This window comes from Bradyrhizobium sp. WBOS07 (assembly GCF_024585165.1).
GTDB classification, from domain to species: Bacteria; Pseudomonadota; Alphaproteobacteria; order Rhizobiales; family Xanthobacteraceae; genus Bradyrhizobium; species Bradyrhizobium japonicum_B.
On sequence record NZ_CP029008.1, the window covers coordinates 4,111,752 to 4,133,876 of the forward strand.

At 63.9% G+C, this 22,125-nt stretch carries 21 protein-coding genes; 7 read left to right on the top strand and 14 right to left on the bottom strand.

What is annotated here, in order from left to right; all coding sequences use genetic code 11:
• Positions 1–1,791: a chloride channel protein gene (locus tag DCM79_RS19665; RefSeq protein WP_257175917.1), complete on the top strand. Its 1,791-nt coding sequence runs from the start codon at positions 1–3 to the stop codon at positions 1,789–1,791.
• A 35-nt stretch (positions 1,792–1,826) separates the two neighbouring features.
• Here the strand turns inward: DCM79_RS19665 and DCM79_RS19670 are convergent, their stop codons facing one another.
• From DCM79_RS19670 to DCM79_RS19680, 3 genes are read right to left on the bottom strand one after another with little or no spacing between them, the layout of a single operon-like run.
• Entirely contained in the window at positions 1,827–2,684 is an 858-nt protein-coding gene (locus tag DCM79_RS19670) for a MaoC family dehydratase (protein ID WP_257175919.1), read from the bottom strand.
• 9 nt (positions 2,685–2,693) lie between these two features.
• A complete protein-coding gene (locus tag DCM79_RS19675; protein WP_257175920.1) occupies positions 2,694–3,632 on the bottom strand; it encodes a tripartite tricarboxylate transporter substrate binding protein in 939 nt (312 codons plus the stop codon).
• A 29-nt stretch (positions 3,633–3,661) separates the two neighbouring features.
• Positions 3,662–5,176: an acyl-CoA synthetase gene (locus DCM79_RS19680; protein WP_257175922.1), complete on the bottom strand. Its 1,515-nt coding sequence runs from the start codon at positions 5,174–5,176 to the stop codon at positions 3,662–3,664.
• 89 nt (positions 5,177–5,265) lie between these two features.
• Between DCM79_RS19680 and DCM79_RS19685 the strand changes: the two genes are divergently transcribed.
• The 4 genes from DCM79_RS19685 to DCM79_RS19700 all read left to right on the top strand — a co-directional run bounded on the left by DCM79_RS19685 (position 5,266) and on the right by DCM79_RS19700 (position 8,522).
• Complete coding sequence (locus DCM79_RS19685) at positions 5,266–6,426, top strand: thiolase domain-containing protein (RefSeq protein ID WP_257175923.1); 1,161 nt, start codon at positions 5,266–5,268, stop codon at positions 6,424–6,426.
• Positions 6,427–6,431: 5 nt separating this feature from the next.
• Complete coding sequence (locus DCM79_RS19690) at positions 6,432–6,812, top strand: Zn-ribbon domain-containing OB-fold protein (protein WP_257175924.1); 381 nt, start codon at positions 6,432–6,434, stop codon at positions 6,810–6,812.
• A 19-nt stretch (positions 6,813–6,831) separates the two neighbouring features.
• On the top strand, positions 6,832–7,599 hold the full coding sequence (locus DCM79_RS19695) for an SDR family NAD(P)-dependent oxidoreductase (RefSeq protein ID WP_257175925.1): 768 nt from the start codon (positions 6,832–6,834) through the stop codon (positions 7,597–7,599).
• Between the two features lie 71 nt (positions 7,600–7,670).
• Entirely contained in the window at positions 7,671–8,522 is an 852-nt protein-coding gene (locus tag DCM79_RS19700) for a FadR/GntR family transcriptional regulator (RefSeq protein WP_257175926.1), read from the top strand.
• A 26-nt stretch (positions 8,523–8,548) separates the two neighbouring features.
• Here DCM79_RS19700 and DCM79_RS19705 read toward each other — a convergent pair whose 3' ends face one another.
• Genes DCM79_RS19705 through DCM79_RS19730 form a run of 6 tightly spaced genes read right to left on the bottom strand, consistent with a single transcriptional unit; the run spans position 8,549 to position 14,147 of the window.
• Positions 8,549–9,004, bottom strand: a complete 456-nt coding sequence (locus tag DCM79_RS19705) for a Zn-ribbon domain-containing OB-fold protein (protein WP_257175927.1) — start codon at positions 9,002–9,004, stop codon at positions 8,549–8,551.
• The gene (locus tag DCM79_RS19710; RefSeq protein ID WP_257175928.1) at positions 9,001–10,197 is read right to left on the bottom strand and encodes an acetyl-CoA acetyltransferase; all 1,197 of its coding nucleotides are present in this window, start codon (positions 10,195–10,197) and stop codon (positions 9,001–9,003) included. The genes DCM79_RS19705 and DCM79_RS19710 overlap by 4 nt, the downstream gene beginning before the upstream one ends.
• Positions 10,194–11,477, bottom strand: a complete 1,284-nt coding sequence (locus tag DCM79_RS19715; RefSeq protein WP_257175929.1) for a CaiB/BaiF CoA-transferase family protein — start codon at positions 11,475–11,477, stop codon at positions 10,194–10,196. The genes DCM79_RS19710 and DCM79_RS19715 overlap by 4 nt, the downstream gene beginning before the upstream one ends.
• Positions 11,478–11,514: 37 nt before the next feature.
• Positions 11,515–12,471: a PDR/VanB family oxidoreductase gene (locus tag DCM79_RS19720; protein ID WP_257175930.1), complete on the bottom strand. Its 957-nt coding sequence runs from the start codon at positions 12,469–12,471 to the stop codon at positions 11,515–11,517.
• A gap of 10 nt (positions 12,472–12,481) precedes the next feature.
• Positions 12,482–13,801 (bottom strand): Rieske 2Fe-2S domain-containing protein, encoded by a 1,320-nt coding sequence (locus DCM79_RS19725; protein WP_257175933.1) that lies wholly within the window; start codon positions 13,799–13,801, stop codon positions 12,482–12,484.
• A gap of 22 nt (positions 13,802–13,823) precedes the next feature.
• Positions 13,824–14,147, bottom strand: coding sequence for a hypothetical protein (locus DCM79_RS19730; RefSeq protein WP_257175934.1), 324 nt, complete (start codon positions 14,145–14,147; stop codon positions 13,824–13,826).
• 180 nt (positions 14,148–14,327) lie between these two features.
• Between DCM79_RS19730 and DCM79_RS19735 the strand changes: the two genes are divergently transcribed.
• The gene (locus tag DCM79_RS19735) at positions 14,328–14,816 is read left to right on the top strand and encodes a MarR family winged helix-turn-helix transcriptional regulator (protein ID WP_257175935.1); all 489 of its coding nucleotides are present in this window, start codon (positions 14,328–14,330) and stop codon (positions 14,814–14,816) included.
• Between the two features lie 129 nt (positions 14,817–14,945).
• Positions 14,946–15,899: a tripartite tricarboxylate transporter substrate binding protein gene (locus DCM79_RS19740; RefSeq protein WP_257175936.1), complete on the top strand. Its 954-nt coding sequence runs from the start codon at positions 14,946–14,948 to the stop codon at positions 15,897–15,899.
• A 12-nt stretch (positions 15,900–15,911) separates the two neighbouring features.
• Here DCM79_RS19740 and DCM79_RS19745 read toward each other — a convergent pair whose 3' ends face one another.
• From DCM79_RS19745 to DCM79_RS19765, 5 genes are all read right to left on the bottom strand, one after another.
• On the bottom strand, positions 15,912–16,838 hold the full coding sequence (locus tag DCM79_RS19745; RefSeq protein ID WP_257175937.1) for a tripartite tricarboxylate transporter substrate binding protein: 927 nt from the start codon (positions 16,836–16,838) through the stop codon (positions 15,912–15,914).
• Between the two features lie 107 nt (positions 16,839–16,945).
• The gene (locus DCM79_RS19750; protein ID WP_257175938.1) at positions 16,946–18,130 is read right to left on the bottom strand and encodes a CaiB/BaiF CoA-transferase family protein; all 1,185 of its coding nucleotides are present in this window, start codon (positions 18,128–18,130) and stop codon (positions 16,946–16,948) included.
• A gap of 24 nt (positions 18,131–18,154) precedes the next feature.
• Positions 18,155–20,374: an acyl-CoA dehydrogenase gene (locus DCM79_RS19755; RefSeq protein WP_257175939.1), complete on the bottom strand. Its 2,220-nt coding sequence runs from the start codon at positions 20,372–20,374 to the stop codon at positions 18,155–18,157.
• Positions 20,375–20,383: 9 nt separating this feature from the next.
• The gene (locus DCM79_RS19760) at positions 20,384–21,193 is read right to left on the bottom strand and encodes an enoyl-CoA hydratase/isomerase family protein (protein ID WP_028137894.1); all 810 of its coding nucleotides are present in this window, start codon (positions 21,191–21,193) and stop codon (positions 20,384–20,386) included.
• A gap of 32 nt (positions 21,194–21,225) precedes the next feature.
• Complete coding sequence (locus DCM79_RS19765) at positions 21,226–22,092, bottom strand: FadR/GntR family transcriptional regulator (RefSeq protein WP_306556679.1); 867 nt, start codon at positions 22,090–22,092, stop codon at positions 21,226–21,228.
• Positions 22,093–22,125: the final 33 nt, after the last annotated feature.

A 22,125-nucleotide genomic window follows, 5' to 3' on the forward strand; every position in this document is an offset into this window, starting at 1 on the left:
ATGGCGCAGGCGTCACATCCTGCGAAGCCGGCCACGGCTCCCGGCATCCGCCTGCTGCCGTTGTTCCTGCGCAATTTCGTGCGCAACCGCGAGACCGGCCTTGTGCTGGTCGCCATCGTCGTCGGACTGCTCAGTGGCTTACTGGTGGCCGCGATCTCGAGCCTCAGCCAGGTCTCTCACGCCCTGCTGTTCGACATTCCCTTCGACGCCCACCTCAGCGCCACCGGCGTGATCTCCTGGCAGCGCACGCTGCTCGTCCCGATGCTCGGCGGCCTGGTGCTCGCGCTCATCGGACTGTACTTCGCCCGGCGCGTGAAAGGACAGCAGTTCGCCGACGCGATCGAGGCCAATGCGCTCTATGGCGGCCGGGTATCCTTTCGCGGCAGCCTGCTGATCTCGATCCAGACACTGCTGTCCAACGGATTCGGCGGATCGGTCGGGCTGGAGGCCGGCTATACGCAGATCTGCTCGATGTTCGGCTCTCATGTCGGTCAACGCCTGGCCGCCCGCCGCAACGACATGCGGCTGCTGGTGGCCTGCGGCGCCGCGGGGGCGATCAGTGCCGCGTTCTCTGCACCGCTCGCCGGCGCCTTCTACGCCTTCGAGGTCGTGCTCGGCGCCTATACGTCCGCCGGTCTCGTGCCGGTCATCGCCAGTGCCGTCACCGCGTGGCTCGTCGCGCGGCAATTGACGCACCAGTCCTTCTTGATGGTGCCCGGCTTCCCCTCACCAGTTTCCGTGGAGATGATCGGCCAGACGGTGCTGATCGGCATCATCTGCGCCTTCGTCAGCATCCTCGTGATGCTCGCCGTCGCATTCTCAGAGCGCTGCTTTCAGCGCATCACGGTGTTCAAGGGCCTGCTGCGGCCGATTCTCGGCGGTCTCCTCCTCGGGAGCCTCGCCCTGCTGACGCCGACCGTGCTCGGCGCCGGCCACGGTGCCATGCAGATCCTGCTGGTCAGCAATCCGACCTGGCTCCTGCTCACGACCACAATCGTGTTCAAGATCCTGGCCTCCGCCATCTCGCTTGGTTCGGGCTTTCGCGGCGGCCTGTTCTTCGCCTCGCTCCTGCTCGGCGCGCTGATCGGACAGCTCTACAGCGTCGTGCTGACCGGCCCTCTTCCCACGATCGCGCTTCAGCCCGGCACCGCCGCGATTGCGGCACTCGCCGCGCTCGGAACCGGCGTGCTCGGAGCGCCCTTCAGTATGGTCTGTCTCGCGCTCGAAATCACCGGCGATTTTTCCGTCACCGTTGGAGCGGTGGTCGCATCATCGGTCTGCGCGCTGATCGTTCGCGAGCTGTTCGGCTACAGCTTCGCGACATGGCGCTTTCATCTGCGCGGCGAGGCCATCCGCGGCCCGCAGGACGTCGGCTGGGTCCGGCAGATGAGCGCAGCCTCCCTGATGCGCACCGATTTCGAGAATGCGCCAACGACGATGCCGATCGGCGAAGCGCAAAAGCTGTTCTCGCCGGCGCAGGTCCGCCAGATCGTGCTGCGCGATCCCAACGGCATCTATGCGGGAATCGTGCCCGCCGCGACGCTACATTCCGTCGCCAATCAGGACGAGGAGCTGCTCGGGTCGCTGGCGCAACAACTAGACGAATACTTGCTTCCGACCACGCCGGTTCGCGAGATCCTGAAGGCCTTCGAACGCAGCGAGGCTGACGTGCTCGCGGTTGTCGACCGCTCCGACCATCGCGCCACGATTGGCACCTTGAGCGAAGCTCACGTTCTGCGCACCTACGGGGAAGAGCTCGAACGCCGGAACCAGGAGCTGTTCTCACGGTAAGGGGTGCTAGGGCCGCAGACCCATGGCTTCGAAAATCATGATCGGGCTAGGAAGCATCGCCCGTTGGTGAGGACGATCACATCGCGATCGGGGACGCGGCATCTGAACGACACGACGTCGCCGTCGGTCCACATATCGGTCACGATGCGATCGCCCGGATAGACCGGCGCGGAGAAGCGCGCATCGAACGACCGCACCCTTCCCGCGTCACAGTCGCAGACGGTCCGCAGCACGGCACGGCAGGCAATCCCGTAAGTCGCGAGCCCGTGGAGAATCGGTCGCGCAAACGCCGCGCGGCCGGCCACCCTCGGATCGGCGTGGAGCGGATTGCGATCTCCGTTCAAACGATAGAGCAGCGCCGCCTCTGGGCGCGTTTCGAACATGTCGGTCTGGTCCGGCGCCCTCTCGGGAAGCTGATGCGGCTCGGGGCCCGAACCCTGCGGTCCTCCGAATCCCCCGTCACCGCGCGCCATGATCGTCATGACGTAGGTAAACAGCGGCGCATTATCTGCTGCCGATCGCGCGGTCGTTTCGAGCAAAAATACGGCGCCCTTGTCGGCGCCTTTGTCATAGACAGCCGCGACGCGTGAATTCGCCAGCAGCTCGCCTGCGGCCGGTAGGCGACGATGCAGGGTGAGTCGTTGCTCGCCATGGAGAACCTTGGTGAAGTCGACGCCGGTCTTGCGAATTATCCCGGTCGATGCCAGCACCACTGCCATCGTGGGAACGGCCTGCAGCGCGGCGCCTTCGTAGACGAACGGCAGTTCGCGCAGGTCGAGCGGATCGCGTCCCATGCCGATGCTGATCGCGTACAACATCGTCTCGCGCTCCCCATACGCGAACCGCATGTCGGTGATTTCCAGTGCCTGGAGCGCCTCGAGGTTGATCGCCACCGGGATATCCTAGATGCTGATATTGAATTCGTGGATCACTGAGGCCCATCGCTTGACCTCATCGTCGACAAAGCCCGCAAAATCGGCGATGTCGCTCATATCTTCGAACCCGAGATCAAGCAGCTTGGAATTCACATCGGGAAGCGCGACGATTTCCCGCAATTCCTTGTTGAGCCGATCGGCAACGGGCTTGGGCACGGCCGCCGGCGCGAAGAAGCCGCTGAACCCGGTCAGGCCGAGCACGGGAAATCCTGCTTCGTCAAAGGTGGGTATATCGGCATAGCGCTTCATACGCGCCGGATTGGCGATCGCCAGCGTCAGCGCGTTCTCCCTTTGAGCCACTGCGCCACCGACCGATACGAAGGCACTGTCCACTTCACCAGCAAGGATCGCGGTCAGCGCCGGCGCCTCGCCGCGATACGGCACTTGAAGCAGTTTGATGCCGGTGTTCTTCATCAGCACTTCGCCGATGATATGCGCGCTCGAGCCAAGGCCGTAGGTTCCGTAACTCAGGGGTTTGGGGCTACTGCGAGCCTTCTCGACGAAGTCCCGCAACGTGGTTACGCCGAGGGTCTTTGGAACGATGAACGCGATCGGCAAGCGGCCGAGAGGCGCCAACGGCAACAAGTCCGACATCTTGTAGCTTGGCGACTTGTGCAGAGAGACGTTCTGGACGATCGAGCTCATCGTGGAGAGGATGGTGTAGCCGTCGGGGTCCGCCCCCGCGACCGCGCTCGCAGCGATCATGCCGTTGGCGCCGGGCTTGTTTTCCACGATCACGGACTGGCCCAGGCGCTGCGCCAGCCGGTCGGCCACGACGCGCGTCAAACCGTCCATCACGCCGCCTGGCGGCAGCGGCACGACGATCTTCAACAGCCGGCTGGGCCATGGCGATTGCGCCAGCGCGGGCGTCGCTGCAAGTGCTGCAATGCCGACGGCGCTTCTCATGAGTGAACGTCGCGTAAGCATGGTCCCTCTCAAATACGTGTTGAACGTCCGGCCCAGAACGGCTCGCGCAGCTTTCGCTTGAAGATCTTGCCGCTCTCTTCGCGCGGCAACGTGTCGTGGAAGACCACCTCGCGCGGCACCTTGAATGCCGCCAGGCGCTCGCGGACGAAATTTCTGACATCGTCTTCAGTCAGCGCCGCGCCCGCGTCGCGTTGAACGGCCGCATAGATGCGCTCGCCGAACTCGTCATCGGGAATGCCGAAAACGGCACAGTCCTGAACCCCCGGACAGCTTTGAAGCGCCGCTTCGATCTCGGCCGGATAGATGTTCACCCCGCCCGAGATGATCATGTCCCGCTTGCGGTCGTTGAGAAACAGATAACCGTCGGCATCGAGGTAGCCGACGTCGCCGCAGGTGATCAGGCCGTCGATCTCTACGGAGCGGCGGTCATCATTGCGGCCGTGATAGTTGAAATCCGGATAGGCCGGCGAGCGTGCGTAAATCTCGCCGCTGACGCCCGGCGGCAGTTCGCGGCGCTGCTCGTCGAATATCTTGATCGTGCCGCCGGGAGCGACACGCCCCACGGTTCCGGGTCTGGAGAGCCAGTCGTGTGAGGTGCAAATCGTGGCGACGCCGGTCTCGGAGCCGCCGTAGGTTTCGACGAGGACCGGTCCCCACCAGGCGATCATCGCCCGCTTGACATCCGGCGGGCACGGCGCGCCCGTGTGCAGCACCAGTTCGAGCGAGGACACGTCGTACTTGCGCCGCACCTCTTCCGGAAGCTTGAGCAGCCGCACAAAGAACGTCGGCACCATCACCAGCGTCGTCAAACGGTGGCGGTCGATCTGCCGGAGCAGCTCTTCGGGATCGAAGCGCGACGACAGCACAAGCGTGTCGGCCAGCGCCAGGCCTTGCCGCGCGAAGGCGTTGGGCGAGGCGTGATAGAGCGGTCCGCCGACATATGAGCGCATGCCTTCGCGGCAGCCATAGACGACACGGAACAGATCGCGCATCGCCGCGGCCTGTTGAGGCGTTGCCGGTTCGCGACGGACGCCCTTGGGCCGGCCTGTTGTTCCAGAGGTGTAGATCCAGGACGCGCGTGGCGGCAGCGGCGGCCTGTCCCATTCCGGCTGTTCATCCAGCCAGCGGTCCCAATCCTGATCGCCGTCCCGCACAGCGACGGGATTGCCAGCGTCTGCGCTCGAAACGACAAGGACCTCGCATGTTGCCGGAATGATCCGGCGCACCGGGTCAAGCAAGTCGGCGTGAACGACCAGCACCTTCGGATTCGCATCTCCCAACATATAGGCGATTTCGTCGGGGCTTGCGTGCCAGTTCAATGGCACCGCATAGGCGCCAATGGCATTCGCGGCATGGGTCGCTTCGAGGAAGGCGAAATCGTTCCGCAGCAGCAGCGCTACGGCGTCGTTTTCGCAAACGCCGAGCCTCGCAAGCCCGGTGGCGGCCCGGCGACCGCGCGCCAGCAGCTCGGACTTCGAGCGGGTGCGTTCACCGACGATGATGGTCGCGGTTTCGTCGCTCACATTTCCTCCGTCCGCGGGTCTTCGCCCAACTTGACTTTGGCATCAATATAATGGACTGACCATTAGATCAATAGACCAAGGAGATATCTTTGAGCATTCGGGGCAAGGCCTGCATCGCCGGCATCTACGAGCACCCGACGCGGAAGGCCGACGGGCTGTCGCTCGCCCAGATCCACGCCGAAGTCGCGCGCGGCGCGCTTGCCGACGCAGGCCTCAGCAAAGACGACGTGGACGGCTATTTCTGCGCAGGCGACGCGCCGGGGCTCGGCCCGATGAACATGGTCGAGTACCTCAACCTCAAGCCGCGTCATGTCGATTCGACGGATACCGGCGGCTCTTCCTATGTTCTGGCGGTCGGCCATGCCGCGGCCGCGATCGCGCTCGGAAAATGCAGCGTCGCGCTGATCACCTTGGCAGGCCGGCCCCGCGCCGCCGGCCAAAGCCAGGTCCGTCCGGCGCCGGGCGCAACGGCGGACGCGCCGTTCGAGGCGCCCTTCAATCCCGTGATCGCGACGATGTACGGCGCGGCTGCCAATCGTCACATGCACGAGTTCGGGACCACATCGGAACAACTAGCCTGGATCAAGGTCGCGGCATCCCATCACGCTCAGCACAATCCACACGCCATGCTGCGGAACGTCGTGACGGTCGAAGACGTGCTGAATTCTCCGATGGTGGCAGATCCCCTGCATCGCCTCGACTGCTGCGTGATCAGCGACGGCGGCGGCGCAATCGTTCTCGTCGCCCCGGAGGTCGCGCGAAGCCTCAAAAGACCGGTCGTCAGCATTCGCGGGGCCGGCGAGGCGATCAAGCATTCCGCCGGTGGCAGGATCGATCTTACCTACAGCGGCGCCGTCTGGTCGGGACCGCGCGCCTTTGAAGAGGCCGGCGTCCGTCCATCGGATATCCAATACGCCTCGATCTACGACAGCTTCACCATCACGGTGCTGATGACGCTGGAGGATCTCGGCTTCTGTGCCAAGGGCCAGGGCGGCCGCTTCGTGGCCGACGGAAATCTGATCTCGGGACATGGCAAGCTGCCCTTCAACACCGACGGCGGCGGCCTTTGCAACAACCATCCCGGAAATCGGGGCGGCATGACAAAAGTGCTCGAGGCCGTCCGCCAGTTGCGCGGCGAGGCCCACCCGGCCGTGCAGGTGCCCAACTGCGCGCTGGCCCTGGCGCATGGCACCGGCGGCTCGCTCGGAACGCGTCATGGCAGTGCCACCGTCATTCTGGAAAGGCAGTAATCCCCGTGTCGCAAACCCCTGCACCATCCGCAAATCCCGAAATCCAGCCCTATTTCGAGGCCCTTCGCGACGGGAAGCTGCTGATCAAAGCATGCACGCAGTGCCGGCAGCCGCATTTCTATCCGCGCGCTGGCTGCCCGTTCTGCTTTTCGGACACGACCGAATGGCTGGAAAGCCGCGGCACCGGAACGATCTACGCCTACAGCGTGCTGCAGGCGGCCAAGGACCTGCCGGTCCTTGCCTATGTCACGCTCGACGAGGGCCCGACGCTGATGACATCAATAGTCGACAGTCCGCCGAGCGCCTTGTCGAATGGGGCAGCCGTCCGCCTGGTCGTTCGCCCGGGCGCCGACGGCGCACTCGCGCCGATGTTCACCCTGATCTGAAGCTTGAGGACGCAAAGCCATGCGCAACATCGTCTCCCTGGAAGGCAAGACTGTCGTCGTCACCGGTGCGGGCCAGGGCATCGGCCGAGCCACGATCAACCTGGCGCGAGAGCTCGGCGCCAACGCAATTGCCATCGACCTCAATCGCGACACGCTGTCGACCTACGACACGTCCGACCGCCAATTGATGACGATCACCGGCAGCGTGACGGACGAGGCGTTCGCAACGGATGCGGTCGAGAAGATCGTCGAGCGGTTCGGTGCGATCCACGGTCTCGTCAACAATGCCGGCATCACCCGGCCGGCGATGTCGGAGAAGATGACGCTTGCGCAATGGAACGCGGTCATCGAGGTGCATCTGACAGGAGCGTTTCTGTGGACCCAGGCAGTGGGCCGCACCATGCTGCAACGCGCAAAGGGCGGCGAGACCAACGTCGGCTCCATCGTCAACATCTCGTCCGACGCAGGGCGTGCCGGCGCGATGGGCCAGATCAACTATGCCGCCGCCAAGAGCGGCATGCTGGGGATGACGATGACCTCGGCCAAGGAATGGTCGAAGTTCGGAATCCGGACCAATTCAGTCTGCTTCGGCGTGGTCGAGACACCCATGACCGAAACCATCCGTGGCGACAAGTTCCGCGAGGGGATACTGGCCCGCATTCCGATGGGGCGCTGGGCCCAGCCCGAGGAAGTGGTGCAGCCGGTGTGTTTCCTGCTTTCGGACGCCGCCTCCTACATCACCGGCCAGCACATCGCGGTCAACGGCGGTTTCCACATATCAATCTGATCGGCCAGCGGAAGCTCTTGCAAAGAGGCCGGTGCGGGCTGATGAAGACCTGATAACCCCAGGGACGACTCATGCCGCAACAACGATCCAGGCCAGAGCCGCGTACCGGTCGAAAGACAGCGGCCGGCACGCCGGCGCCATCGGCTGGTGATCTCAGGGATAGCCGATCTGCCGGAAAGTCCTTCCGTCCCATCAAGACCCGCCGGATCTTCGAGGAGATCTGCGATGCGATCCGCGCCAAGCTCGTCAGTGGCGAACTGAAAGCCGGCGACCGGCTGCCGTCCGAGCGCGAACTGTCCGAGATGCTCGATGTCAGCCGCACCGCGTTGCGCGAAGCCATCCGCAGCCTCGAGATCGCCGGCATCGTCGAGATGCGAAAGGGAAGCCGGGGGGGCGCCTTCATCACCCGGAGCGGCGCCGGACAGGTGACCCGTACCTTCCGTGACATGCTCGACTTCGGTCATGTGTCGCTGGCGACGCTGCTCGAGGCGAGGCTCATGGTGATGGACGCCGTGGTGCGCGCCGCCTGCGAGCGCGCGAAACCCGCGGACATCGAGCGGCTGAGCAGGAACGTGGCCGAGACCGTCGAGTTGACGAGGCAGGGCCGTTACGAGGAGCGGACCTTGAAGGCCGTCGAGTTCAGCACCTTGCTGGCAAACTCGACCGGCAACCAGGTGATGTCGGCGATTCTGGAAGCCATGGCATCCGTGATCCGCCGCTTTGTCCTGATCGCCGGACCACCCGCCCATGACCCGGTGATCGCCTCCCGCCTGCGACTGATCGAGCAGATCAAGGCCAAGGATACCAAGGGCGCTTGTGAGACGATGCGCAGCTATCTCATCAAACTGAACGAGCACCTGCTGAACACCGAGAAGGTCCGTCTGCGCGGCGACGCCCGCCGCCGCTCGCGCGCGCCGGTCTGACTTCGGTTGGCCCCACATCGCCGCCTTCATCCGGCGGCCTGCCAATGCAGCAATGAATATCGCGGCACGGCGTCATGGTGATGCTCGAATACGCCCTCGACATCAGTCCCGATGGTGATGGTTTGCAGGGGATCGCCGAGCAGGTTCCCCACCATGCGCACATGTCCGGCATGCGGCAGCTCCACCAGGACGGCGAGGTAAGGTCCACGCCCGCGCAATGCGTCGTGGGAAGGGCTCCAGATCCGCTCCCAGCTGAAGATGCGGCCGCGCGGCTCGACCTCGGTCCATTCGACGTCGAACGAATGGCAGTGGTGGCAAAGCCACTCCGGCCCGAACTGCCACGTCGTGCAGTGCGGGCAGCGCTGCACCAACAGGCGGTTCTGTTGCAACCCCGCCCAATACGGCGCCGATAATCCATCGTTTTCGGGGACCGGACTCGGCAGCCCCTCGGGAAGATAGGCCGCGCGCGGAGTGTCGCTCACAGCGTTGCTCCGGAGCCGAGGAGAAGGTTGCTGGCCGGCGTCACCATCGGCCCGCCGATCACCATCGCCACGTCGTTGCGCTTGACCTGGTTGACCGACTGGCCGCGGATCTGGCGCACCGCCTCGATCACCAGCTCGAAGCCGTGCATGTAGCATTCGGCGAGATTCCCGCCGCTGGTATTCAGTGGAAGCCGCCCGGAGGGCGCTATCAGATTGTCGAGCACAAGAAAATCGTTCGCCTCCTCGGGCTTGAAGAAGCCATGCTCGGCCAACGCCATCACCACGCCACCGGTAAAATTCTCATAGCTTTGAACGACGTCGACGTCGGCGGGGCTGATCCCGGCCATGCGGTAAAGAGCGGGCGCGAGCGTTTCGAAACTGGCGCTGGCATATTGCGGCGAATTATGCGGCATCGCTCCGCTGCGATATCCGGCGCCAGTGGCAGCCCCGAGAACGTAGGCGGGCTTGTTCCGGAAATCGCCGGCGCGCTCTTCAGGCACCAGGATGATCGCCGCGGCGCCATCATTCTCCATGCAGCAATCGAAAAGATGAAACGGCTCGGCAATCCAGCGCGAGGCGTTGTACTTTTCGGGATCGAGCGGTTTGCCGAACATCACCGCGCGGGGGTTCGACTGCGCATGATGGTACGAGGCCAGGGCAATCGCCTGCATGGCTTCCTGCCGCACGCCATGCTCATGCATGTAGCGCCGCACGCGCATGGCAAAACGCTGCGGCGGCGCCAGCACGCCGTACGGCATCAGATAGGCCCTCTCGCCGGAGATGGTGCCAATACCGCCGGCCTGTCCAAAGCGTCCGTATTGCCCTTGCGCCAGCGAACGGAACACCACGACGCAATCCGCAAGCCCAGCAACGATCGAAGCAGCGGCGTTGGCCACCGCTGCGCAGCAGCCCCCGCCTCCCCCGCCCCATTGCATCGTGGTCGTGCTCAGCCGGCGTATCCCGAGCGCTGCCGCCAGGCGCGCCGCATCGCTGCGGTCGTCACTGTACGACGAGAACCCGTCGATCTCGCGCGGATCGAGGCCGGCATCGTTGCAGGCTGCCAGGATCGCCTTGAGGGCCAGCTTGAACTCGGGGTCGGGCGATGCGCCGTGGCGATAGTAATTCGTTTCGCCGATGCCGATCACGGCAACACGGCCCCGCAGCGTGCGTTCGCCTGTTGCCCGCGCCGTCATGGCTTGGCCGCCCGCGGGAGGGCGTCCGCACCAAAAGCGCCAGCCTCGGCCAGCCGCGCGAGGCGGGCTTCATCATAGCCCAGCAGATCGCGGAGCACCTGCCCGGTATGCTGGCCGACGGCGGGAGCAGCCACGGGATCGACGACCGGCGTTTGCGAATAGCGGATCGGCAGGCTGACGTTCGGTATCCACCCCACTTCATCATGAGGAATCCGCGTGACGATGCCGCGATCGCGCGCTTCCGGAGAACGGATCGCCTCACCGACGGTCCGGACCTTGCCGCAAGGCACAGCCGCGGCGCGCATCTTCGACTGCCAGTGCGACCAGGGATGCTGCGCGAACGCCTCGCCGAGGATCGCAAACAGTTCATCGCGCCGGCGAATGCGATCGGCTCCTGTCGTGTAGAGATCTGACGTTGCAAGATCGGGACGATCGAGCACCTGGGACATCAGGCGCTGGAAGATCTTGTCGTTGCCGCAGTTGATGTAGAAGGTGGAATCTGCGGCCTGAAAGACTCCGGAGGGGCAGGTGTCGGGACTGGTATTGCCGTGGCGCTGCGGATCCGTTCCGGTGAACAATTGCTGCACCGACGCATAGCCGGTCATCAGAACGGCCGTGTCGAACAGCGATACCTCAATGGCCTGACCCCTGCCGGTGCGTTCGCGTGCGACAAGCGCGCCAAGGACGGCATTGCTGGCCATCATCGCCGTGCTGATGTCCATGACTGGCGACAGCGCGCGCACGCCCTCGCGGTCCGCGTAGCCGTTCATGGACACAAATCCGCTCTCGACCTGGGCGATCGGATCGAAGCCAAGCCGGTCCGAGAAAGGTCCTTCCCGGCCGTAGGCGGAGACCGAGCAATAGATGATCGCTGGCGCGATCTGACGACAACTCTCGTAACCAAGCCCGAAGCGCTCCATGACCCCGGTGGAGAAATTCTCGACCACGACGTCCGCCGTGCGGATCAGGTCCCGTGCGACCGCGACGCCCTCGGGCGATTTCAGATCGATCGCGACGCTTCGCTTGTTGCGATTGGTCCACAGGAACGGCGCACCATAGTTCAGCCTGGCATCGACTGGCGGGTAGCGCCGCAGGTCGTCACCACGCACGGGGGCCTCGACCTTGATCACCTCGGCGCCCATGTCGGCCAGGATCATCGTCGCAAACGGCCCTGCAATGAAATGCGAGAAATCCACGACCCTGATCCCGGCAAGCGCCTTGGGCGCATCGGATGTTCGGGGCGTGTGCTCCGGAAACTCCGCTTCGATCCGATCCAGCATCTTTCCACCCATATGGTTTTGTTCCGAGATGATGCCGTCAAAGATCGAGCACGAGCGTGCCGGATTTCGATCCCGAACAGCAGATCATGATGGTCTTGTTCGCCGCCTGCTCTTCCGGGCTGAGGAACAGGTCGCGGTGATCAGGGATTCCTTCGATCACCCGCGTTTCGCAGGTGCCGCAAACGCCTTCCGAACAGGAGTAATTCGCCATGACGCCGGCATCGAGAACGGCATTCAGAATGGTCTTGCCCGGCTCGACCGCGATCGTGCGATTGCTGCGCGCCAGCCTGACCTCGAATCCGCCGTCGACGGCCGGCGCCTGCTTGGCCTGGAAGTACTCGACGTGGACATGCTCCGCCGGACGGCCCGCGGTGGCCTTCTCGAAGGCTTCCAGCATCGGCACCGGGCCGCAGCAATAGAGATGCGTGCCGACCGGCGCATTTCCGACGATGGCAGCAAGATCGAGGGGCCGCCCGCCATGTTCGTCGTCAAAGTGGACATGGAGCTGTGCGGCCGGGTCGATGGTACCGAGCTCGTCGAGAAATGCCGCAGCCCGCCGCGTCCTTGCCGCATAGGACAGTTTCCATGGTCGCCTCAGCGCTTGCAGGCGCCGGATCATCGACAGCAGCGGTGTGATGCCGATGCCGCCCGCGATCAGCAGCGACGATTCCGCATCCTCACGCAGCGCAAAATTGTTTCGCGGCATGGAGACCGTAACGGTATCGCCCGCCCTGAAGCTGTCGTGGACGAAGCTCGAGCCGCCGCGCCCGGCAGCATCCCTGTTGACGGCGATGACGTAGCGATGCCGTTCACTCTGATCGTTGACGAGCGAATAGCTGCGGATCATGCCGTTCTTCAGATGCAGATCGATGTGGCTGCCGGCGGTGAAGGGTCCGAGGTCGCCTCCTGCGGGGGGCACCAGCTCATAGGAGTTGATGCTCTCGGCCTCATAGCTGATGCGCTTCACTCGCAATTCCTGCAGGTCGCCGGCCATGTCGTAGCGCTCAAAGCTCGTAGCCGAAATCCGCCCCGAGCTTCGCCCGCATGAAAGGCGCGCCGGAATCGATCCAGGAGTCCTCGGGCGGCAGCCGCAAGGACACCGCACGGACCATGAACACGTCCGGATCGGTGACGCCCTTCGGCCTGGTGCCGTGGTCGCGATAGGCGCCGAGTGCTTCCAGAATGAACCGCCTGGTCATCGCGATGCCGGTATCGCTGGAACACAAATTCTCCTTGGTGCGGTCGGCGACCGGCGATACCCCGCTCTGGCACGCTCCGTCCTGGACCCAAAGACCGGGGAGACCGGAGAACCATGTCGTCCGCTGGGCTTCGTAGTCGAACTGATATCCGTTCTGCGGATTGTACTTCGTCCAATAGTCGGCGTACGGCACCGTCACCGGCTGCTTGACCAGCGCGTGGCGGCTGGCGTGGCCGCTCTCCCGGCCCTTATGCCCTTCCGCGAAAACCTCGCGCGTCTTGGCCAGCAGCGGCTGCGAGGGATGATAGGAGAACATGATGCAGAGCGTGTTCTCGTCGTCGATCGGCACCCAGGCATGGCCGCTCAGATCGGGAAATGGCGATAGCGGCGGAACCAGCGTGTAGAACGGCAGCATGAACTGATTGACGCGCCAGTAGAGCGTATTGGCGTCGTAGTTCCGGCGTGCCGCAATGCTCATGCCGAAATCCTGCTTGACGCATTCGAAGGTCGGGCGGAGGTCGCGCTTCTGGATCCAGGCGCTGGTGGTGCCCTGCGCGTCGAGACGGCCGTGAAGCAACGGCGCGTGCGCGGAATCGATCTCGCCTTCGACGGCCTGCAGCCAGTTGCACTCCTGAACCCGCACCGAGATGTGAACCTGCTCCTCGGGGACAAGATTCCACTCGACATTCGGCAGCGGCGGAGGCGCGGCCTGATCCGGCCCCAGATAGGCCCAGATCATTCCGTTGCGCTCGCGGCAGGCATAGGCCTTGATGCGCACCCGCTCCTTGAGCCGGCTGCGGACCGGTTCGGCCGGCATGTCCATCACCGCGCCCGTGACGTCGAACTTCCAGCCGTGATAGACGCAGCGCAGGCCGCAATCCTCATTGCGGGCGAAAACCATCGGCGCGCCCCGGTGCGGACAGGCCTGGTCGACCAGACCAACGCGGCCCTCGGTGTCGCGGAAGGCCACCAGATCCTCGCCGAGCAGTCGGACGCGCTTCGGCTGGCCATCGCGGACCAGATCCGCGGATGGCAGAAACGGAATCCAGTAGAGCCGGAACAACTCCCCCAGCGGAGTGCCCTTGCCAACCCTTACCAGCCGCTCGTTGTCCTCGTGCGAGAGCATGATTTTTCCTCGATCGTTTTTGTCAGGTTCGATTTTGGGTCGTTCTCGCGTCCAGCAAGGCTGTGACCCGATCAGACAATCCGAGATCGCGCGCGGTCCATAACGGGTCGGATGAAGCCAGCGGCTGTCGCGGAATCGGCGGCAGCCTTCCGGCCTCGACCAGCCTGACGATCATTTCGATCCGCTGACGCTCCAGATCCTTCAGCACGGCTTCAACGACGACGCCTTCTGCGGCGCAGCCGGGGAGCTCCGGATAGGCGCAACGGACGAGCCATTCTCCGGGCTCGGTCTCGACAGCTTCCGCCTCGAGCAGATACGGAATCGACAACAGAGCGCGCAGATCCAACGCAGGGCCTCCCCTGGGCTCTTTCGTCCGAGCCGTTAATTAATACGTATACGTACCATATCGCCATGACCCTGGCAACCATCGGGATGCCGCCGGGGCGAACCCCGTCCCCGGCGGTTGAGGGGCCACGGCCAAGCTGCTAACCGATTGTTACACTGGAGCAGGTGGGAACTAGGCGTCATGTCGGTCAAAAAGGACGAAGCGGGAGATCCGGTTGCCGCGCTGGCACATCAGTGGAGACTGGAAAGCGGCATCGGATTTCTGCTGCGCCTGCTCGAAGCCAAATATGACGGGCTCTACCAGAGCGTAACGCGGCAAACCGACATCACGCCCCGCCAGTTCGGCGTCCTGATGGCGCTGCTGCAGCAGGGACCAATGACGGCGTCCGCGCTTGCAGAACGCATCAGTTGCGACCGGAATACGCTCAGCGAAATGTTGAAGCGGATGACCGCACGCAGGCTGATCTCCAAGAAGAACCATCCCGTCGATCGCCGTTCCATCCAGGTCCAGATCACGGCCAAGGGCACCAGCGCCCTGATGGCCGTGGTTCCGGCCGCGGCCCGGCTGCAGGATCTCATGCTTGCTCCCTTGAGCCAGGACGACCGCGCGCATTTCCTGCGTTGCATGCTGGCGATCGCGAAGTCTCCCCCTCCCGAGCCCGGCGCCTGACTCCCGCAGCCGCGGCCGGACCGCCGCTTGGCTGGCCAAGGCTGTTGTAATCCCTCGGCCGATACGATACGTATACGTACTAAATATACTTCCGAGGCGCCATAGAGCGCCCGTCGAGGGGAGGCGCTGATGCGCGCACTGGTTCTGCTGCTGTCATTCCTGTTCGCGGTCCCTTGTCTGGCCGAGGGGTATCCGGAGCGTGCGATCCGGATGATCGTGCCCTATCCGGCGGGCGGCTCCACCGACATCCTCGCGCGGGCGATCCTGCAACCCCTCACCGAAATCCTTGGCAAGCCGGTCATCATCGACAACAAGTCGGGTGCCGGAGGCATCATCGGCACGACAGAAGCGGCTCGGGCAACGCCGGACGGATACACGATCGTATTCGGCAATCTCGGGCCGAACGCGTTGAACGCGAGCCTCTACAAGAAGCTCGCCTACGATCCCGTCCGCGATTTCGTGCCGATCTCGAAGGTCGTCGACGTGCCGTTCCTGCTGGTGACGGCGCCGTCGACAGGGATCAGCAGCGTCACCGATCTCATCGCGCGCGGCAAGAAGGATCCCAACGCGCTCTCCTATGCATCGGTCGGGCAAGGGTCGGCCTCCCATGTCACAGCGGAGTTGTTTCGCCGTCAGGCCGGCATTGAAATGCAACACATTCCGTATCGTGGGGGCGCACCGGCAACGAACGATACGCTCGCGGGCCAGGTTTCGGTCTACTTCATCACGCCGCTCGAAGGCATGGGTCAGGTCCAGGCCGGCATGCTCAAATCGCTCGGCATCAGCACGGCGGAGCGCTCGCCGCTGTTTCCGGACACGCCGACCATCAACGAGGCGCTTCCTGGATTTCAGGTCGTGGTGTGGTTTGGCATCCTCGCGCCTGCCGGCACCCCGTCCGAGATCGTGGCCAGGCTTAACGACGCAATCGCGCGCGCGGTCGCAACGCCGTCCGTGCAGGAGGCTCTCAAAAAGCTCGGCGTCGAACCGAAGAGCTCAACGCCGGAAGCTTTCGCGGCCACCATCCGCGCCGATGTCGACAAGTGGGCGAAGGTGGTGAAGGAGGCCAACATCACGCTCGACTAGCACCCTACTCCGCTATTCGGTCTTGACGTTGCGTTCCTCGATCACCTTGCGCCAGGATGGGATCTCTGCGGCGATCAGGGCGCGCAACTCCGCAGGGGTGCTGGCCTTGGCCTCGACGCCATAGGAGAGGAAGCGCTCCCTTATTTGCGGCATCGCCAGCACAGTGCCAAGCGCGGCGTTTAGCTTGGCCACAACATCAGGCGGAGTGCCCGCAGGGGCGAGAATGCCGAACCACGTTTCGACCGAATAGCCCTTCAAGGCGGTGCCGATGGATGCCGCACCGGGAGCGACCGGCGAAGGACCGGGCGAGGAAACCCCGAGCAGCTTCACCTTGCCGGAGCGGATGTGCTCGTTCAGCGTATCGGAAGTGGTGGTGAGCAGAATGTCGACCTCGCCGGTAAAGATGGCAAGCGTCGTCGGCGCCTGGCCCCGATATGGGACGTGGACCATTTGCAGACCTGCCTGATTGAGGAAGCGCTCGGTGCTCAGATGCCCGAGCGAACCTGGTCCGGCGGATGCATACAGCATCGGCTTGCTCTGCACCTTGGCATAGGCAAGCAGCCCGGCGACGTCGTTCACGGGTACCTTTTCGCTTGCCACCAGGACCAGCGGCGCTGTGGAAACCAGCGACACTGGCGCAAAGCTCTTCAGCGGATCGAAATCGATGCCCTTTTGCAGCAACGGCGCGATCGAGATCGGGCCGTTGTTGGCAAACAGAAGCGTGTAACCGTCGGCATCCGATCGAGCCGCTTCGTTGGAACCGGTCGTGCCGGCGGCCCCGCCGCGATTATCGATGACGATCGGCTGGCCGAGGATCTTCGTCATCGGCTCCTGCAGTGCACGCGCCATGATGTCGGTCGAACCGCCGGCGGGATATGGCACGATGAGCCGGATGGGACGCGATGGATAATTGTCCGCTACGGCGGGCGCGACGAGCATCGCCGCTCCGAATATGAAAGCCAGAACACGTAGCCCCTTCATGTCGATCCTCCCACGATACTTTTTGATTATCTTGCGGTAGAAAATTCGCGGCTGGCAGCATCAAATCACGGTGACGCTCCACCCTTTCCAAATGCGCCGGCGGCAGCGGCTTGCTCGAGGTCGTTTTCGGACAGGCCGAGCACGCGCGTCAGAATCTCGTCCCGGTGCTCGCCGATGGCGGGGATGTCGCGGCCGATTCCAGTCCGCGCGCCCGACATCCGCCACGGCGCGTTGACGCCCTTGAACTCGCCTGCGAGGTCGGCGATCGGCGCGAAGACGCCGCGGGCAGACAAATCCGCATCATCCAGCGTTTCCGCGGGATCACGAAAGCGGGCGCTCGGAATGCCGGCGCGATCGAGCGCTGCCAGGCACTCATCCACCGTGTGCTGCATCGTCCACCGCTCGACGACCTGCATCATCGCGCCCCAGTTCGCGCCACGCGCTGCGACCGAAGTGAAACGAGGGTCGGACGAGAGCTCCGGCAGGCGCGTCAGGTCGCGAAGCGCCGCAAAATTGCGCGCCGATACCGGCGCGATCAGGACGTCGCCGTCCTTGGCGCGCACGGGACCATAGGTCGGCCGTGCCACCGGCGCCGAGAATTGCGCTTCCTGCAGCTCATACACCATGAGGTTCAGCATGCAGTCCATCAGAACGACATCGACGTGCTGCCCTGCTCCCGTACGCTCCCGTTGCACCATCGCCGTTTGAATCGCCGAGAAGCCGAAAACGCCACCGAGAATGTCGGCAACGAACACTGCTCCGGCCGCCGGCCGGTCGCGATCACCGGCGTATCGCATCAGCGCGCGGTCGAAACCGCTCTCGGCTTGAACGATCATCGCATAGGCCGGTCGCTCCGACTGCGGACCGGTCTGGCCGTAGCCGGATATCGAGCAATAGATCAAACGCGGATTGATCTTGCGAAGCGCCTCATAGCCGAGACCGAGGCGCTCCATGACGCCGGGGCGGAAATTCTCGACCAGAATATCCGTGCTTTCGACCATCCGATGCACGAGCTTGATCGCCTCGGACGATTTGAGGTCCAGTGCGATGCTCTTCTTGCCGGCGTTGAGCTGGCCGAAATAGGCGCTTTGGCCGTCGCGAAGGGGCGCGCGCAGACGCATCTCCTCGCCTTCCGGCGGCTCGATCTTGATCACTTCGGCGCCGACATCTGCCAGCAGCCGGGCGCAATAGGGTCCGGCGAGCATGATGGAGAAGTCCAGCACGCGGACGCCCTCGAGTGGTGGCTTCAACGATTGTCCCTGCATCATCCGTTCCTATCGAGGTAAGCCAAGCGCACGTTGCGCGATCAGGCTGCGCTGAATTTCGTTCGTTCCGATGCTGATCACCCACATCAAGGAATGACGCAGGTTTTGCTCGAACCGGCCGTTGTCGATGGCACCCGGCATCTGTTCGGACAGCGTGGCGCGCATGCCGAGCATGTCGAGCGCGGCCTCGCCGAAGCGTTCCATCAGCTCGCTGGAAAAGACCTTGCTGATCGCACCATACTCCGGCGGAGTGATGCCGCCGGCGGCAAGGTCAGCGCAATGCATCATCAGCTGGCGCCCGATCTCGATTTCGCACGCGAACGCCGCCATGCGGTCCCGGATCATTGGATCCTCGCTTAACTCCTGCCGGGCCACGACGTGCTGGCGCAATCGTTCAAAGGCATGCGCGACTTTCAGCACGATGCCGCCACCGACCAGCCCCCGCTCGAAAGCGAGCGCTCCGGTCAGGACTTTCCAGCCCTCGTTTTCAGCGCCGACGAGGTTCTCCAGGGGCACGCGAACATCGTCGTAGAAGATGTTGGCGAACGTTCCATCGTACATGGTGTTGGCCGGCCGGATCGTGATTCCGGGTGTGGTCATCGGCACGATGAACATGCTGATGCCGGCATGGGGCTTGGCGCTCTTGTCGGTTCGCGCCGCCAGGAACATGTATTTGCCCCACCAGGTCGTGGTCCAGATCTTCTGACCGTTGATGACCCACTGGTCGCCGTCGCGGACCGCGCTGGTCCGCAGTGCCGCAAGGTCGGATCCTGCTTGCGGCTCGCTGTAACCCATCCCATGCATGGCCTCGCCGCGCAGAATCTCCGGCAGATATTTCTTCTGTTGCTCGGACGTTCCGAACATCATCAAGGCGTTGGCCTGGATCGAGGCGCCAATGCGCGGAGCCTCGTTCTGCTCCATGGTCTCCATGAAGGCGATTTGCTCGAGCGGCGAACGCGCCTGGCCGCCGAACTCCTGCGGCCAGCCGAGGCCGATCCACCCCGTGCTGCCCATATCTGCAGCAAACTCGGCGTCGAACTCGCGCTTTGCGAACGGCTTGGCGTCGAAGGCGGCTTTTCTGCCGTCCGCCCAGTTTCGCGCAAACCACCGCTTGACCTGATCGCGCAGTTCGTTGCCCGCGCAGCCGAGGTCATATTGCGGCATCCCCGCACCGCCATTGTCGAAGAGATGGGCGGCGAGGCTTCGTTTGGCATGGGCTGCGCCACCAAACGCTACGGTGTCCAGATGGACGCGTTTGAAATGCAGTGGTGCTTCGTGTTCTTCGGCATAGCCGATGGCGCCGAACGTGTGCTGCGTCTCCAGCGAAGCGCGTCGCAAAGCAGGGCCTGCGAACGCCATGGCGCAATCGGAGAAATACCGCCAGTCGAGGTCGCTCTCGTCGCGCAGCTTTGCTGCATGGTGCAGAACGAGACGCACGCCCTCGAGATCGATGAAGCAGTTGGCCAGCTTGTGCTGGATCGCCTGAAATCGCCCGATCGGCTGGCCGAACTGATGCCGCTCCCCGGCGTAGGTAACCGCCAGCTCGAACGCGCGGCGCGCGGCGCCATGGGCACGCGCCAGTAGCATGAGGCGCGCGATCGATCGCAGGTCGCTCAGGCTGATGTCGGCAGCAGGAACAAGTCTTGCCGACGCCGCATCGAGCGTCAGCTCCCAATTGCCCCACGCCCCCATCGTGCGCGTAGGTAGACGATCGACGCCGGGAGCCCGAAGGTCGACGAGCACGAGCTGCGCCTCATCCACCGGCGTGAGCAGGTGGGTCGCGCTTCCCGCCGCCTCGACGAACCGGAGGGATCCCGTTGCCGTCTCGCCATCAAGCGTGATCGAACCGATACCGGGATCGGGATCGAACGCCCCGAAGGAAAAGACAATGCGCGCCGCGCCCACGTGAAGTGCCTTTCGCAGGTCGGCTCCATCGGAGGATGCATCCGGCAGCACGAGGTTGGCCAGCACGGCAGACCACATCGGAGCTGGACACGCCGCGCGGCCGAGCTCTTCCATCACCGCCAGGATCTCGCGAAGACCGCCCTCCTCCGGATTGGCGCCCAGAACCGCGACACCCTGCTGGGCCAGCTTGTCCCAGATCTCGGTGATCGCGTCCGGCGACGCACCATCCTTCAGGCGATCGGCGCGCCAATGCGCTTCGAGAAGTCCGCGCATGGAATCGCGAAGCATGCCCGCAACGTCGTCGCTTTCGATCCCGGAGGCCATCACGAGAGCCTACGCCTGACCGAACCTCGGCTTGCGCTTCTCCTTGAAGGACATGGTGGCCTCCTTGTGATCCGCTGTCTCGAACGTGACCTGCTCGAGCGCCATTGACGCCTCCAGCAACATGTTCACGCGATCCTTCACGATCTGGTTGATCGACAGCTTGGTCCAGCGGATCGCCCACGTCGGGCCGTTCGCCAGTTCAATGGCGATTTCCCGCGCCTTGCCCAGCACGTCGGCACGAGGAACCACATGATTGACCAGGCCAATCCGTTCGGCCTCCCTGCCCTTAAGCAGCGTGCCGCGGATCAGGAACTCCTTGGCCTTGTTGATGCCGACCAGCAGCGGCCAGATCACGGTGCCGCCGTCGCCGGCAACCAGCCCGACGCGGGAGACGTGCGTGTCGCCGATGCGGGCATCCTCGGACATGACCGTGATATCGCACAGCAGCGCATGGGTCGCAGCCAGCCCGATGGCATCGCCATTGATCGCCGCGATGATGGGCTTGTCGAGCTCGAGTTGCCGGGTAACCCCGCGGCGGCTGATCATGGGATCATGGATCTCGCCCTCCTCCAGAACGTCCCCGCCCGGTCGCTCCGACATCGCCTTGACGTCGCCGCCGACGCTGAAGAAATCTCCGGCGCCGGTGAGCACTACGACGTTGACGGCGTGATCGTCGGCCAGATCGTCCCAGATCGTCCTGAGTTCGCGGATCAGCTTCTGATTGATGGCGTTACGCGCCTCCGGCCGGTTCAGCGTGACCGTCGCGACTTTGTCCGCGACCTCGACTTTCAGGCATTCGTATTTGGCGTAGATCGACACGGTTTCCTCCGTTTTGGCTCATCGTTTTTCGTTCAGGGGCGCATGCCCGGCTGCATCTCGGCAAGCGCCACCTGCAGCGACATCGCACCGGGATCCTGTTCCAGCATGCGCTGCACTGACTCGAGATGGGTACGCATCAGGCGTGACGCAGTCGCTGCATTTCGTGCCCGGAGCGCCGCCAGAAATTTTCGACGCGTCTCCACCAACCGCGCCATGGCGACACCGCTCGACACCACCTTGGCATAGACGAACCGCATGTGGATCTCGGTGACCGAATCGAGGATCATCGCGATCACCTTGTTCCCGGTCGCAACCGCAAGCAGCTTGTAGAACTCGCGCGAGCATTCGACGCGGTCGAGCAGACGACCCTCCTGCGTCGCGAGCTCCGTGCGCTCGATGTTGGCCTCGAGCGCGTCGAAATCGACCGGCTTGCCGTTGGCACAGGCCAGCCGAACCACGAGATCCAGCACGTCAATCCGCGCCTCGGACAGCTCGCGCACGGAGATCGTGCCCAGACTCAGCATGTCGCGCATGACGAGATTCATGCGGCCGGTATCGCCCTCGCGCACAAAAGCGCCGCCTTTCACGCCTTTTCGCAGCCGAAGCACTCCGGCCATCTCCAGGCTCCGCAGAGCTTCACGCAGGACGTTACGGCTCACGCCCAACTGTTGGGCCAGGTCGCGCTCCGGCGGCAATTTGTCACCGGGCTTGAGCACGCCCAACGCGAGCTGCTCCCTGATCCTCTCGCAGATTTCCTCGAATGCCCGACGCGTATGGATCGGCCGGAATTTCGGCGCCGTTGGCGCCCCTGCCACGCGGCTATCCGCGGGGCGGTCGCGTCGGCCAGATGGTCCGGACTTTGAGGGAGTGGATGTCTGCGGTCTTGACTTCATCATCATGACAATGATTATTAAATGGATCACCCATTAAAT

Bases quoted from the DNA above. Each gene is read 5' to 3' on its own strand.
- DCM79_RS19665 (WP_257175917.1), top strand. From the start codon at position 1: ATGGCGCAGGCGTCACATCCTGCGAAGCCGGCCACGGCTCCCGGCATC.
- DCM79_RS19675 (WP_257175920.1), bottom strand. From the start codon at position 3,632: ATGAGAAGCGCCGTCGGCATTGCAGCACTTGCAGCGACGCCCGCGCTG.
- DCM79_RS19695 (WP_257175925.1), top strand. From the start codon at position 6,832: ATGCGCAACATCGTCTCCCTGGAAGGCAAGACTGTCGTCGTCACCGGT.
- DCM79_RS19700 (WP_257175926.1), top strand. From the start codon at position 7,671: ATGCCGCAACAACGATCCAGGCCAGAGCCGCGTACCGGTCGAAAGACA.
- DCM79_RS19710 (WP_257175928.1), bottom strand. From the start codon at position 10,197: ATGACGGCGCGGGCAACAGGCGAACGCACGCTGCGGGGCCGTGTTGCC.
- DCM79_RS19715 (WP_257175929.1), bottom strand. From the start codon at position 11,477: ATGCTGGATCGGATCGAAGCGGAGTTTCCGGAGCACACGCCCCGAACA.
- DCM79_RS19720 (WP_257175930.1), bottom strand. From the start codon at position 12,471: ATGGCCGGCGACCTGCAGGAATTGCGAGTGAAGCGCATCAGCTATGAG.
- DCM79_RS19725 (WP_257175933.1), bottom strand. From the start codon at position 13,801: ATGCTCTCGCACGAGGACAACGAGCGGCTGGTAAGGGTTGGCAAGGGC.
- DCM79_RS19735 (WP_257175935.1), top strand. From the start codon at position 14,328: ATGTCGGTCAAAAAGGACGAAGCGGGAGATCCGGTTGCCGCGCTGGCA.
- DCM79_RS19740 (WP_257175936.1), top strand. From the start codon at position 14,946: ATGCGCGCACTGGTTCTGCTGCTGTCATTCCTGTTCGCGGTCCCTTGT.
- DCM79_RS19745 (WP_257175937.1), bottom strand. From the start codon at position 16,838: ATGCTCGTCGCGCCCGCCGTAGCGGACAATTATCCATCGCGTCCCATC.
- DCM79_RS19755 (WP_257175939.1), bottom strand. From the start codon at position 20,374: ATGGCCTCCGGGATCGAAAGCGACGACGTTGCGGGCATGCTTCGCGAT.
- DCM79_RS19765 (WP_306556679.1), bottom strand. From the start codon at position 22,092: ATGATGATGAAGTCAAGACCGCAGACATCCACTCCCTCAAAGTCCGGA.